Origin of the sequence: Cellvibrio fontiphilus, from assembly GCF_042646205.1 — a bacterium.
GTDB lineage: Bacteria > Pseudomonadota > Gammaproteobacteria > Pseudomonadales > Cellvibrionaceae > Cellvibrio > Cellvibrio fontiphilus_A.
This window is the reverse complement of sequence record NZ_JBHRTF010000003.1, coordinates 601,262-616,088: the sequence shown is the minus strand read 5'-3', so window position 1 is coordinate 616,088 and position 14,827 is coordinate 601,262. Positions and strand designations below refer to the sequence as shown.

Genomic DNA, 14,827 nt, shown 5'->3' with positions numbered 1-14,827 from the left:
AGCAATGCATTATTAAAATGTATCGACCGGTGTCCACACTAAGGGCGAACACCGGTCAAATAATTAATTAATGCGTGAAAAAAATGCCGCGACCATTACCACTGAAAAATACTCGCCCAACGACATTATGATCTGCTGCCAATTTACCCATACCGGCAAACTGATGCTTATCATCGTTGATCCGCTTCCAGCTATTGCCGCCATCTTCCGAGCGGTACATTCCCCATACGCCATCAATCACACCTATAACGTAAACCCAGGCCGAGTAACTTGACCCGGCGGGTGCTTTACCAAGGGCGATTGAGGTTGCACCATAAACTTCAGGGATATTGGTATTTGCTCCCCAGACGGAAGCAGCCGCCGTTAATTTGGTCCAGCTAGCACCCGAATCGAATGAACGGTAAATACTGTGGCCATCCACCAACCAAATATGACCTTCGCTGTAAGGGTTCACCGCCATGGACGCAGTGCCAAAGAACTCGGAACGAGGTTGAAGGCTGGAAAACTGGGTGCTGGCAGTAAAGGTGCTACCACCATCGGTTGAGGTGAAGAACCTTGGGCCGGGTTGAGTCACCCACCAGCCGCCACCGGAATCGTAGGCATACACCTTATTGGCATTTTTGCGATCTGCCGCCAAACGGTAAGCGCGCCCCCAACCGTCCGGCAGGGCTGGCAGGTTGGAGTAAGTCCAACTGGCACCGTTATTGGTGGTGTAGGCAGGCACAGCATTGTTGGGCGCCCAAATCACATGATTGGTTTTTAATACCGCCAGGCTTGATGAATCGCTCTGGTTGGTAAGGCCTGCCGGGTGAAGTGTGGCAAACGCAGTCCAGCTTGCGCCTGAGTCTGTGGAGTAAAGCGCGCCTTTGTTTTCGCCGCCCCAATGTGCACTACCGATGGCAACAATGTAGGAGGGATTCTCCCATGCCATATCGGTACTGATGCCGTTGGCAAACACATGACCGGTATTGCGTGTTGGTGTTGCCAACAAATCTGTGTGCACATGCACGCCAATATCGCCGGAGCTATTTAACAAACTGTAGGAGGCGCCTGGTGGTGGCGTCATGAGTGATAGTGTTGCTGTCTCTTCAATACCGTTCACCATTTCATTCCAGGTGGGTTTGGTGGCAGAGGCATTTTTGGTTTCCCATATACCTCCACCGTGTACCACCAAAACATGCTCAGGATTGGACGGGTTAATCTCTATGTCATCCAGCCAGCCGGTGAAGTCCCGGTTTGCCGGAATGCGCGGAGCCGATGAGCCTATTTCGCGCCAGTTAAGGCCCGCATCATCAGAGATTTGTACGGTGGGTTTACCCTCCCAATCACCCCAGGAGTTGGTAATGCCCAGCACGATACGGGTGGATGAACCCGCGCCATAAACCGCAACACCACCCATACCAAAGCTGGTCCACTCAGTCTTTTCATAGCGTTTGAGCAGCGTCCAGTCAGTGCCATCAAACTTGTAAAGCGACGCTGAACCCTCGGCGCCGGGGCCTGCTCCCTGGGTAAAGGCGACGTACATGATTCCATCTTGCGCACGTACCCAATGCGGTATGTGATACCCCTGCAGTGGCGTATTGACGCCAGTCCAGCTTGCCCCGCCGTTGGTTGACTTGTACACGCTATGGCTCAGACCAGCGGCGGCGACATAATCCGGCGCAATAGCGGTATAAACGGTTTGGGTGGCACTGCCGCTGCCACTGGTGGATGTATCAAAAATGATTTGTTGCACACCAATTGGAGTGCCACCCGGATTGTTGTCAATCTGGGATTGATTCATAACCAACGCGGCTAAAGACTGCACCTGCTGCCAGTTTTGGCCGCGGTCAGTGCTCTTCCACAAACCGGCAGTGCGTGAACCATAGAACAAAATGGACGGGTTATTCGGGTCAACCATCAGGCGCTCGCCAATCGCACGACCCCGATTGTTGGAACCGACGGGGAACGGCAAAGTGACGTACTGCCAGTTGTCGCCACGATCTGTAGAGATATACAAACGCCCAAGGTCAGACAAGCTCACAGTGACACCGGTACTCATGTACACACGTTGGTCATCGGTTGGGTCGAGCGCAATACTTTCAGCACCTTGATGGGAAGAATCCCTTATTCCAAAACCATCGGTCAGTGGCACCCAGGTATTGGCCGATGCATTCCAGCGATAGGAGCCGCCAATATCGGTACGGGAATAAAGCAGGTCAGGTGTGGTTGGGTGGAATACCAAACCGGGTACATAACCACCGCCACCGTATTTCACATTGGTCCAGGCAGTAGGCAGCGAAGCAGAGGCAACACTTGAATGACTGGATTCGGAAGTGCTTGAAATTGAGCTGCTGGAGATTGAGGAAGAAACTACGTCCGAACTAATCATCGAACTGCTGCTTGAAAGCAGCGCACTGGATACCGAGACGCTAGACAGTGAAAAACTGGATGGCGAAAGGCTGGATGGAGCAGAACCGGAAGGTGATGAGCCAGAAGAACCACCGCCACAACTGATTAGCATTCCACCAGAGATTGCCAAGCATAGATACATGCCTAGTTTTGATCGACTCATAAAACACCTGTAATTATTGGTTAGACCGCACCGGGCTTGCTTAGCGGTCACTGGTTTGTTTGATTAGGCCCAAGCGGTACGGCAAATCTGTGTAAGTCGCGGTTGAGGCTGGGTCTACACCTTGATAAAGAAATTGCATATTGCAGGGGTTAATGGTGAGTGTTTCATCGTAACCGGAACGAATCATTTCGCCGTGGCTGATATCACGGGTCCACTTTTCCCCCGCAAAACTCACGTTAGCTTCGCCTGCAAAAGGTGATGATTGGCTATCTGCCAAAGGAGTCCATGGACCATCCAAACTGGTTGCAGTCCAGGATCTAAAGTAGCGTGGGCCATAGGCTTCCACTAACAGCAAATACAAGTCTTTGCCCTCTACTTTGTACACGTTGCTCGCTTCAAATAATTTTCCCACTTCGTCCGACATCACAATTTCATACCCAGAGAAATTAGGAAAATTATCGATAGGTGTTTTTGAGCGATAGAGATTGCCATCGTCACCGGAGAAAAATAAATGGCAGTTGGCATCATCACAAATAACCCAATAATCAAGGCCAATATTCAAGCCGTTAGCCAACAGTGGCTGTGGCCTTGTCCAAGTGTCTGGATTACTGATGTCGGTATTAGTGGAATATTTTGCCCCCCACTGATAAATGAGATACCACTTATTGTGTGGGCGAAAAAAGAAAACTTGTGGCGCGACTGCGCTGCCTGTCGGTTTATTCTCCATTGATATTTGGGTCGCAGAACCGGCGCTGGAGAAATCATTAAAGTTCAAATATACCGAACCCCAGCCTTTGCGATTGCTGTCCCATACGGTGGCAAAGACATGGTATTTGTTGTTGTAAAAAACAATCGTTGGATCTTTGATGGAAGCATGATCAGCCGACTGAGGAACAATCAATGGCCCGGATGAATCCCAGGAAAATTCGCGGGGAAAATCGCAGTTTGCCGCCAACGGCTGGCTGGATGCTGAGGCAGAAGAAATATTTGCCGCGCTAGTCGATACACTGCTCATCACCGCAGCATTTGAACTGGAACTTGAAGCTCCCGTAGAGCTGGCACCACCTTTGTCTCCGCATCCGTTTAATAAAGCCAAACCTACCAGTAACAATAAAAAATACCCGCCCAGCGAACCGCCGCCAGAACCGGAATTAGTAGCAGGCGCCGAGCTTGTGTTGGCAGAAGAAATCGACGAACTCACCACAGCACTTGAGCTGGATGCGCTTGAATCCATTGCGCTGGACGAACTGGTTACCAGAGAACTGGACGATGAACTTGTGTTACTTGTTGACGATGAAATACTGGAATTATCACTGGAACCATCGGCTGATAATTTTCCATAAATAATTCCCCTACCCGCAGTACTCATGTACACAGTGCCAAAGGTGTTCATATCGCCCAGAATAAAATTGCCATTACCAGGGCCGCCAAATTGGTGCGCAGAATCATTAATTCTTTCCCAACTGGAGCCGCTGTCTGTAGAGCGGAATATACCGGTAACATTATTGATAGTTCCCCAAATAAAAATGGTGGGGAAATTTGCGCCTGCAGCGGCCTTTCCAAAACCTACCGCCTGCGCTGCCGTAACGCCGTTAACAAGAGTGAAGTTTGCACCGGAATCAGAAGACTTGGCCAAACCATTATTACCTAAGGCTACCCACAGGCCACCCTCAATGCCCGGCACCGCGCGAATAACTTTTGAACCGTTTGACGAAGGCAGGCTTCCCATTTGTTGAAAGGATGCGCCCGCATCAAGACTCACCAACATTTTATTGCCGTTGAGTGCATACATTTTTTGACTGTTAACGGTATCTGCAATAACCCTGGCATCAGACATGGACAAGCCCTGCACAACATTCCAGGTTTGGCCCCAATTTTTTGTGTAATAACTCGTTACTATGTCTTTGTTATCCGTGGTGGAATCGGGGCTGTAAACCAGCGTAGTACCATCGGCATTGAGTGCAGCGTGACCGCGAACACCATTTGAAAAGTTGAGCTGGCTCCAGGTCGCTGCTGTATCTGTTGAGTAGTAAAGCGAATTACCCACCCGCACCATCAAACGCGGATCATTGGACGCAACAGTAATACTGGTTGAAGTTCCCATGCGCGGTTTATGGCCGGGAGCGAATTGGGTGACATCGGTATGCACAAAACCGTCGTAATCGCCAATAACAGAAACGGCCGGGCCATTCGGAATACTTACTAAACCCAGCGGTACCGTTTCTTCAATGCCTTTCACCCAGAAAGACCAGACTATTGGAGACGCATCTGTATCCTGTGTTTTAAAAATGCCATTGCCAGAGGTGACGTAAATATTTTTTGTATCGAAGGGATCAAACTCCAACGAACCCGCCCAATGAATAGAGTGACCCGAGATCCAATCAATTCCTTGGGTATCGAGTGACAAACCCTTGGCAATTAAATTCGTCCAGTTTTTACCGCCATCGCGCGTCGAAAATATTTGATCACCCCAGGCAGATTGACCATTAAAGTCATATTGATACATGTAGGTGTTGCAGCTGGATACGATGATGTGGTCTGCATCATTTGGATCTACAGAAATTCCACTAAACGCGCGCGAAAAATTGGCGGGAGTAATATTGCTCCAGCTGTTGGTAGCCGGCGAGTATTTCCAGACCTGTCCCTTATCCATGGGTTCGGGTTGGGAATTGTGTCCATGGGGGCCAGCACCGTTGGCATAGGTAATTAACAAATCGCCGCGCGCATCAAATATAGCGCGCATAGGCATTAAATCTGCAGGGCCACCACTAATGGCGGTAAAGGTTTGGCCGGCATCACTGGAGCGATAAAAATTGGCGCCAACCGATGGAAAACGGGAAACACCTACAAATATATTTTTTGCAGCGCCGGCTTGTTCACTGGAAGGGTCAAGCGCAACAAAACTGATTCCATTTTCGTTGGGCGTGGTCGTAACATTCAAGCTGCTTAAACGAGTCCAGCTATCGCCCCCGTTAGTCGATTTAAATAAACCGTTCCAACGTGTACCAGTGTATAAAACATTGCTATTAATAGGATCGACAACGAGTTTTTCACCAGTTTGCCTGCCCATGCCATTACCGTGGGCTTTGAATTGATTGGAAATATCTACAACTTTGAATGTATTACCATAATCATCGGATTTCAGAATCGCAGATCTTCCATTATTAAAATAAGAAATACCAACAAGCATATACACCTTTGCCGAGTCCTTGGGATCAAGCGCAAGGGACTCCACACCCAGGTAGCCAACTTGATCCTGCGAAACCCAATCGGTTAAGGCTATCCACCGCGATTGGTTTTTATCCCAACGGTAGGCGCCGCCCACATCGGTACGCGCATAAAACAAACCCTGCTCTGTTTTACTGGGGATAACGGCATTCACAAAACCACCACCGCCCATGGCAACGGCATCCCATTGATAGTTTTGGGCGTGGCTGTGGGTAAAAAAGGTAAAGATGGCAAATACTGATAGTGAAATAATTATTCGCTGTAGCATTTTCATTATGTGCAACCTTGGATTGAGTAACGCAAACCGATAGTGGGATTACCGAAAACCATGATAAAAAGCAGGCGTAGTTCAGCGAGCTAATGCCTCATAGCTAACCAAACTACACCTGAAAAAAGGCTTCCGTGCAAAAGGGAGAAAATCGATCCAGTCGCTTACACAATAAACGACAGGTGGATCCTACCGCAGGGACAAAAAACAGAATTAAAAACTAGCCAAAATAACTACAACTAAAAATTATTATTAGAATTTTTATAAAAGTTGTTACTAAAAAAAGGGCCCACCAAAGGTTCTGGCAGGCCCAAACGGTCAAACATAAGGTTATTCTTAAAATTCAGGTTTAACTAAAAGCTAATTTTTAAGCTCGAACCAAAAGGCGTAGGCATTTTTTCAGGAAGTACCACCAATAAATGATCTGCTTCCTGACGCCATTCAAGTTTTTTACTGTAGCCAAGCAAACGGACATCTTTAATTTTCTTATCCAGCAGTTTGCTGTTTTTCCCAAGGGAGAGAACTTTTATTTGCCCGGCGGGTTCTGCAAGCGTGGTTGCGTAAAGCACATCATTTTTGGTGGTAAAACGAATGTCCTGGGCAGTGTAATTGTCCTCTTCTTTAAAATGCCCGGCAGCGGCAGCGGTTGGCCCTTCGCCGAATATTTTCCAGGGGCGGGTTGCATAAATCGCCTCACCATTCACTTTAATCCAGGCTGCCATTTCTTTTAGCAAACGTTTAGATTCCGGCGGCAGGCTTCCATCCGGGTACTGCACGATATTGAGCAATAGGTTGCCATTTTTACTGACAATATCAGTCAGCATGTGAATAACCTGACCACTGCTTTTGTAGCCATAGTTATCGTTATAGAACCAATCACCATTGGATGTATCTGTCTGCCAGGGGTAAGGACTAATTCCTTCCATTACACCGCGCTCTATGTCTTGAACGCCCGCTTTTAAAATGAATTCACCCGAGCCGATATTTTTATGGTTATAAACGGCCTCCAAACGGCCACCGTTGTTTTTGATATTTTTATTGTAATAATCAGCGACTAATGAGCGCCCTACTTCGCCGAAAGGAATTCCCCCATCGGTATAGAGCAGATCTGGATTATATTGATCAATAAGATCAGTAACCCTTAATAACCAGTTCTTTTGTGATTCAGGATTATCGGTATACCAGGTTCTGGCATCGCGATAAGGCTTGTCTTTACCGGTGTGATACAAATCGGCATATTCTGGATTTTCACCATCATAACCAACACCATTCAAGGGCCAGAATTGATCATAACCGTGGCTTGGCGCGAACCAACTGTAACTGGCACCCAAGTGCTCTGAAACACCAAAACGCAAGCCTTGTTTTTGCGCCGCTTTTTTCCAGTCGCCCACTATGTCCCTTTTGGGGCCCATGTTCACAGCATTCCACTTGTGGTGTTTGGAATTCCATAAATCAAAATTGTCGTGATGCACTGCCATGCTCACAAAATATTTTGCACCTGCCTCCTTATAAAGCTTCATCAACGCATCTGGCTCAAATTTTTCTGCTTTCCAAAGTGGAATTATATCTTTGTAACCCACTTTGGACGGATGACCATAATGCTTAACGTGATGTTCGTACTGAGGTGTGCCAGGCACATACATAAAACGTGCATACCAATCGCCAATCCGGGGAACTGCCTGCGGCCCCCAGTGCGACCAAATACCTAATTTGGCGTCTTTAAACCAATCCGGTGCCGCGTATTTCTCCAGGGTTTCAGAGGTAAAAGGCACTGTGGTAGAGGGCGCATGGTTATTAGCAAAAGTCGCTGATGCATATAGCGATGCACACAATGATGTACACAGAACAGTGGAGACGAGTGTCAATGTGCTAATAAATTTATTCTTCATAGAAAACCCTGGCTACAAAGGCTAATAGGAGTCACTGTTGTCAGAAAAAAATGATGTAATGACTGAATCAACCAGCGACTCTACTGCAGTCAACCTTGATATTTAAGCGAAAAAAGCACGGATTTTTTCAAAAAAACGGATTGTGTTATTTTTATTGAATCTATTGTTACTGGAAAAATGAATAATCTTATTCAAAAAAAATAGCGTTAGCCGAGTAGATAAAAGCAACGCAATGCCGTCAATTAACCCGTAAATTCAGGTTAACAAAACGGCCGATAGGCATTGCCATTTTTTTTGCAGGGGCTATTACATAAAGCGGAAAAAACAACGCAGCTAAGTGTTTCTTGAGGCCTTGCCTCTGACTTCTTTGGGGGTTGAGCCAAACTGTTCTTTAAATAGCTTGTTAAAATAAGAGATGTTTTTAAACCCTACCAGATATGCAATCTCGGTGATATGAGCGTCGGGTTTTTCAGCTAATAATCGCGAGGCTTCGATTAACCGCAGTTTGTTAATGTGGTTAGTAAAAGTGGTGCCAAATTCCGCCTTCAAAATATCATTCACCTTGGTGCGGCTGACACCGGCGGCCTTGGTTACCGCTTCAATATCGATCTCCGGGTTAGCAAAATTTTTGGCGATATATTCAAAGATCGCCTGCTTATCCCTTTCTCTTGCCGGATTAAAATCAAGTGGCTCATATTGCAGCGGCGGCGTGACATCCTGTTCCAACGGTTTGGTTTTTAAATGCGATTTAATAATCCAGGCGGCACTGACGACCCATACTGACAGCATAATCAAGGTGAAATTAAGTAATACCCCTTCTTTTCTACCCGTAAACGCTATACGCGAAACATAGAGTTTGGATTCGATATCCACAGGGCTTTCATAGGATGCCTCAAGGTAGATTCTGATCACCTTGGCTAAATTGTAGGCCTTCTCAGATGCTTTAAAACCAAATCTATGCAACCACCAGACAGGCACTTCCAGAGAATTCAGCTTAACCTCTACCTCATTCCATTCGCTGTCACAATTTATATGCGCCCCTGCATTCCTGTAGGTAAGTGGAACTCCCTTTTCAGTAACTTTCTCGTCGTGCATCGACATACCAAAATACAAGGTATTCGCTGGAGAACACTTTAATAGCACTCTCGCCGTGGTGAATTCAGATAGATCTATGACGCGTCCGGAATTTTGGTCGAAATTGATAGAGATTCCCGCCCCAAACCATTGGGACTTTTTTGACAGGGTGAATTTTGCAATCATCGAAGAGCTATTTTTTTCATGAGAGATTATTGAATGCTCATCATTCCATGACGTTAATGACCATTCATAAGGGGAATCTTTTTCCGGAAAAATTGCTACCGTTGAATGAGAATATTTTGAACAAATAAAAAAACCAATCACGCTGATTGATAACAGCACAACATAAAACGATAAAATTTTTGATTGGAACCATTTATTGCTTGCCACGTTTCACCTCTGCGAGAAGCTTACCAAACAGAGTACAAGCACCGTCTGCTTTTTTATTAAAATTATTCATAGATGAAGAGCCGGGGGGGATGGTATTCAGACAAAGAATATATTTTATCTTATATGAATTTAGTTTTAAGCCAAAATGTCATATAGAAAAATATACTAATCTATACCGTTCTAAACCCAACCCACCTCAACGCGAATGACACGCATAGCCCACATTGGATTGAGCTAATTATAGGTTGGGAATAAAGAGACGCCAATTTTTTCCAAGACAAGCCACAGCCGTCACCTAAGGTGACAACTGTGGCTGGGTGAAAGGCACTACTGCCTTTTTAATTGAACTACCGCACCTCCTGAAGGAGCCAGGGACAATGTGAGGCTGTGTTTTTGCGTGCGGGAACTGAACTCTTTTTTAACAACCGCCGAAGGTGATTTTCCATCCTCCCAAATGACTGCCGAATAGCGCCCCTCGCCCAGGAAATTCAGTGGCACCTTCAGCTTGCGCGCGGTTTCATTGGTCATGGCTCCTATGTACCAATCATTTCCTTTACGACGGGCAGAAACAATGTACTCGCCAATGTCACCTTGAATAATTTTGGTTTCATCCCAAGTGACCGGCACATCTTTTATAAACGTCAGTCCATCGGCCCATTCGCTTTCGGGTTGCGGCCATTTACCGTCCGTTTTGCTGTAAGTAATCGGGGAATCAGCCAGCATTTGTAAGGGGCTATCATACACCACAAACATTGCCAAGCCATGTCCACGGGTTGTTTTTACGTAGGGCAAGGTATTGCGACGAAGTTGTGGAAACGCCTCCGGCGTGGTGTGGCGGAAACCGCCCGGCGTGTAATCAATTGGGCCAAGAATCATCCGGGTGAACGGAAGTGTAACGTTATGTGTCGCCGTGACACGCGCACTCCATTTGTTGTATTCCGCTCCCATTACACCTTCCTGGGTTAGAAAATGCGGATAGGTTCTCACCAACCCATTAGGTGGATAGGCGCCGTGCAGATTGACCATGATTTTATATTTGGCCGTCATTTGCAGCAGCTTGTGGTAATAGGCAACCATTTCCTGATCGGAGCGATCCATGAAATCAACCTTAATACCTTTAACACCCCACTTGTTGTAAGTGCTCAGTGCCTCTTCCATTTGCCAATCAAGCTGTTGCCATTGAACCCACAGCCACACACCGACATTTTTACTTTTGGCGTAACGGAAAATCTCCGGCATATCCATCGCGGGAATAGGTTTAACCAAATTTGCACCGGGGGAATTGGTCCAAGCGGCACCTTCGTGCCAACCGGAATCGATAAGAATATATTCAAGCCCAAGCGTTGCTGCAAAATCGATATAGGCTTTATAAGTCTCGGTATTCATGCCCGGTTTGACCTTGGTATTTTCCAACACCACCTGATTATCGTTCCACCAATCCCAGGCCACCTTACCTGGCTTGATCCAACTGGTGTCTTTAACTTCAGAAGGCGCACCGAGTGCAGCAATTAAAGACGATTCCGTCAAACTGCCGGGGGTATCGCCCAGCATTATTACTCGCCAAGGCGACTGCACACCGGCAGCCGACATAGTTGCGCGCACGGCTGCTTTTTCAAGACCGTCCGGGCGCGCATCGAAACGCGGCGTCAGTTTGATATCAACGCCCCAACCGCCATCGCCGCGCCCCATAAACCAACTGCCGGGATAATCGCGAACATCAGATTCCGCCAGCGCAAAAACACCTTGCCCTATTCCGGTTTTGCATACCAACGGATTATCGTAAAGGTTGTGTTCACGAATTAATGATGACTTTATGGGATCGAATTCGCCTTCGTGGCTATTGGCAAATTTACCCAGATTTAAGCCATAGCAGGTGTAATCTTTAGCAAATGAAAAACGAGTCAATTCGTTTTGGATGGTGAAGTTTTTCAAACTCGGCTGGTTAGGCAATATGTACCGAATGGCAACACCTTCGTCATAAACCCTGATTGCCACATTTAATTTATGTTGCGTTTCGCTTGCGGCAGAAAACTGAAACAAACCGGTATTATAGAAATCTTTATTATTTTTTGTGCGCCCGGCAAATAACTCAAAAGAATCCCTTACTTCGCTTCGTGTTTCTCCCAGGAAATTCATTTTGTTGTCGCCAATGGGAACATCATCAATAACTAACCCAAGCGCTGATTCAGCGAGAATAGGTTTATTATCAAGGTTAATGCTGTAACTTAAACCCTTATCGCTATTCTGCAGCGAAACAGCAAGTCGGCCATTGGGAGAGTTCAGATTGTAGGTATCGGCAAAAGCTATCATCGGAATAACCGATGCGACCAAGAATAAATATTTTTTCAACATCAAAATCGTCTCACTTGAAAGGAAATTTAAATTTTAAAGTAATGGTGATGAATGAATTCGTTCTTTAATCATTCTCAGTATACTTTGAAAGTTTTTTATCATTTCTTCTTCATTCATGTTATCCACCAAAGGACTATAACACTCAGGGGTTAATCCATGACCATTAAAAATACTGACCCAGTTCTCCTCTTGAAATGTTTCATCCTCTCGAATTGAGATATAACCGCGCTCTTTATACAGTTTTATTTTTTTCGTTAATCCCTCAGGCAATACGGCATTTCTGCAACCCCGCCAAAAAGGGTCATCTCTGGAATTTAACGCATAGTGGGAAAGCTGAAAATCTCTTAAGTTATTTAAAAAAGAGTGCATTTTATCGTTATATATTTCCCTTTCATTTTCATACTCCCCCCCATTGGGAAATAACTGTCGTAACATCACCATGCTGACAACTAGTGAATGTTGCTGCAATGCTTCCAAGGGCTCCAGGGTCGCTGCCGTTGAGCCCAAGGACAGACAGTTACCAACCCATGGGCGCTTTAATATGCCGCATTTTATGTTACGTTCGGCGACTTCATCGAACTCTATACCCAAATGACTTTTTAACTCACAGACAACGTCAGAAAAACTTGCATTGTGCGACGAGTAGAGCGCCTGAACAGCTGTTCTATTTTGCAAAGGATAAAGACCGCACCATCCACTCGAAAATGCCGCAATCTGACTGAACGCCGGAATGGGGTGCAATGGCGGAACCGATGTGGTAACCATTCGATCACAAGGAAACCAGTGTTCCCAGCTTTGAAAGTTATCAGATACCAGCGCACTTATCAGTACAGCGTCAGAACCGGATGCGTCTATATAAAAATCAGCCTCAATCGTTTTTCCATTCGCCAGTTGCAAGAATTTAATCGTTTCATTTTCCATTGATATTTCTTTAACTTCTCCGACCTCTCGCTTCACTCCCGCATCAAGCGCAGCACGCACAATCGCATCAACATACTCTTTTGCGCTTAAGTGATAACCATAAGCTGCGTGAGAGAAGTCATTCTCATCAGTAAAAGTAACAAAACGACGGTGTTTGGCAGCGGCCACTCCCAGCGAAAAATCTTCTAGTGGCACTTTTAATCCATTAGCGACAGCCTTCAACCAATACTGAAAGAAGTCGATACCGTTAAAATTAATCCCGTGACGATCATAAGCATGAAAAAAATCAGATCTTTTAGTACTCCATCCGCTAAAGCGTTGACCAAAAAAGATCGTTGCTTTTGCTGTTTTTCGCAGCTTTTCCTCGTTTGCACCCAAGGTTTTGTGCAGCATCTTGTAGCTTGGGAGTACAGCAAAAATGTCATGTACTGTTAACGTCGTACCCAAATCTATCAAGGTAATTTCGTAAGTGTTTCTTGACTTATCCAATACTGTTTTCAGGAAAAAAGCTGTTATCCATGCATCCAAATCCCTCCCAACAATTGCAATTTTCTTTATTTGACTAGTCATGCTAATTACTCGCTAGATTTGAATACCACAATATTGCGCTACAAATTGCCTATGAGTAGATGCACCCACAAGTCCTTGCTCAATCAAGCTACTTACTTCAGCTAATGTTGATTCAAGATATTCAAGTGGAAGGGCAGACACAAAGGGATCAACTCCTTTTTGCGACAACCCCTGGCCATTAAAAACAGCAAGCCAGCTTGGTGTACTGAATAACCCATATTTAAAGCTTTCCGAATAACCGCGCCGAGTAAATAAATCAATTTTTTTAGTGAGACTTTCAGGAACCTTCATTGAGCGACAGTGGCGCCATAACTCTGAATCGGTACGATCATTCAAGTGATAGTGAAGTATAAGAAAATCACGGATTCGCTCATATTCATTGTCAATAAGTCGATTATATTCATCAGAAAGATTGGAATAATCTTTTTGACCTGACTGAGGTATAGGAAAAAGACGAAGCAAACAAACAATACCAATATGAATTAAATAGATGCTGGTGGACTCCAATGGTTCCAGGAACCCACTAGACAAACCAATTGCAACACAATTTTTTTGCCAGGATTTTTTGTATCTACCGGCTTTGAATTTAATAAATCTAGGCTCTGTTAGCGCTTTTCCAGGCAGCTCACTCTGCAAGGATTCATGGGCCTGTTCATCACTAATCATATGACTGCAGTAGACATAACCATTGCCTGCTCTACGCTGCAAAGGAATACGCCATTGCCAACCAGCCTCTTTTGCAATAGACCTGGTATAGGGTGGTATCTCATACGGCTGCTCCGACTGCAGCGCAACAGCCCTATCACACAGCAGCCAATTTGACCAATCTTCAAATTCTGCCTTGAGCGTTTTATGTAGCAATAATGAACGAAATCCCGAGCAATCAATAAAAAAGTCGCCCTCTAACTGCTGGCCGCTACGAAGAAGAAGAGAGGTAATATTTCCGCTATCAAAATCATTATTAACTGCTTCAATCACGCCATTGATTCGCACTACACCAGCGGTTTCACTTAGCTCACGCAGATAAGCCGCATACAAGGCAGCATCAAAGTGGTAAGCATAAGAAGCCGTACTTTCAATATTCTCAGGGTTTTTAGTGGGAAATTTGAATAAATTCCGTTCAGCCATTTGCACCGCAAAAGAATACTTTGAAATATCTGCTTGTGCTTTTTTTGAGGAGAGCTGAGTCCAGTATTGGTAAAAATCAGACGAATTTTGCAAACTTCCGTATACACCAAAAGGATGGATGTAACTGGCGCCTCGCTTCCCCCAATTCGTAAACTGGATTCCAAGCTTAAAAGTGCCTTGGGTTCGTCTCATCATTTCAGCTTCGTTGATACCTAGTTGATCATTGAAACTTTTAATGGAGGGTAAGGTAGCCTCACCGACACCTACACTTCCAATTTCTTCCGATTCAATCAGAGTAATCTGAAAACAAGATCGATCTTTATACAGGGATGAAATTGCCGCAGCTGTCATCCAGCCTGCCGTTCCACCACCCGCAATAATTATTCTAAAAGGTTGCTGCATCGCAAACTCCAAAAAAATAGGGCTGCCGTCAAAGCAGCAGCCCTTTTA

7 protein-coding genes are annotated in these 14,827 nt (G+C 45.5%); all 7 read right to left on the bottom strand.

The genetic code is table 11. The annotated features are described in order from the left end of the window. Positions 1–67: 67 nt before the first annotated feature. The gene (locus tag ACFODX_RS08255) at positions 68–2,554 is read right to left on the bottom strand and encodes a WD40/YVTN/BNR-like repeat-containing protein (protein WP_378117935.1); all 2,487 of its coding nucleotides are present in this window, start codon (positions 2,552–2,554) and stop codon (positions 68–70) included. 40 nt (positions 2,555–2,594) lie between these two features. Further along, positions 2,595–6,056, bottom strand: a complete 3,462-nt coding sequence (locus tag ACFODX_RS08250; RefSeq protein WP_378117933.1) for a non-reducing end alpha-L-arabinofuranosidase family hydrolase — start codon at positions 6,054–6,056, stop codon at positions 2,595–2,597. A gap of 347 nt (positions 6,057–6,403) precedes the next feature. After that, positions 6,404–7,939, bottom strand: a complete 1,536-nt coding sequence (locus ACFODX_RS08245) for an alpha-L-fucosidase (RefSeq protein WP_378117931.1) — start codon at positions 7,937–7,939, stop codon at positions 6,404–6,406. Positions 7,940–8,272: 333 nt separating this feature from the next. Then, positions 8,273–9,406, bottom strand: coding sequence for a helix-turn-helix domain-containing protein (locus ACFODX_RS08240; RefSeq protein WP_378117928.1), 1,134 nt, complete (start codon positions 9,404–9,406; stop codon positions 8,273–8,275). Between the two features lie 327 nt (positions 9,407–9,733). After that, on the bottom strand, positions 9,734–11,758 hold the full coding sequence (locus ACFODX_RS08235; protein WP_378117926.1) for a glycoside hydrolase family 97 protein: 2,025 nt from the start codon (positions 11,756–11,758) through the stop codon (positions 9,734–9,736). Between the two features lie 33 nt (positions 11,759–11,791). Then, complete coding sequence (locus tag ACFODX_RS08230) at positions 11,792–13,249, bottom strand: tryptophan 7-halogenase (RefSeq protein WP_378117924.1); 1,458 nt, start codon at positions 13,247–13,249, stop codon at positions 11,792–11,794. A 12-nt stretch (positions 13,250–13,261) separates the two neighbouring features. Further along, a complete protein-coding gene (locus ACFODX_RS08225; protein WP_378117922.1) occupies positions 13,262–14,779 on the bottom strand; it encodes a tryptophan halogenase family protein in 1,518 nt (505 codons plus the stop codon). Positions 14,780–14,827 lie beyond the last annotated feature (48 nt).

What these genes read in the sequence shown, in the direction of transcription:
- ACFODX_RS08255 (WP_378117935.1), bottom strand. Translation starts at nt 2,554, where the DNA reads ATGAGTCGATCAAAACTAGGCATGTATCTATGCTTGGCAATCTCTGGT.
- ACFODX_RS08250 (WP_378117933.1), bottom strand. Translation starts at nt 6,056, where the DNA reads ATGAAAATGCTACAGCGAATAATTATTTCACTATCAGTATTTGCCATC.
- ACFODX_RS08245 (WP_378117931.1), bottom strand. Translation starts at nt 7,939, where the DNA reads ATGAAGAATAAATTTATTAGCACATTGACACTCGTCTCCACTGTTCTG.
- ACFODX_RS08235 (WP_378117926.1), bottom strand. Translation starts at nt 11,758, where the DNA reads ATGTTGAAAAAATATTTATTCTTGGTCGCATCGGTTATTCCGATGATA.
- ACFODX_RS08230 (WP_378117924.1), bottom strand. Translation starts at nt 13,249, where the DNA reads ATGACTAGTCAAATAAAGAAAATTGCAATTGTTGGGAGGGATTTGGAT.
- ACFODX_RS08225 (WP_378117922.1), bottom strand. Translation starts at nt 14,779, where the DNA reads ATGCAGCAACCTTTTAGAATAATTATTGCGGGTGGTGGAACGGCAGGC.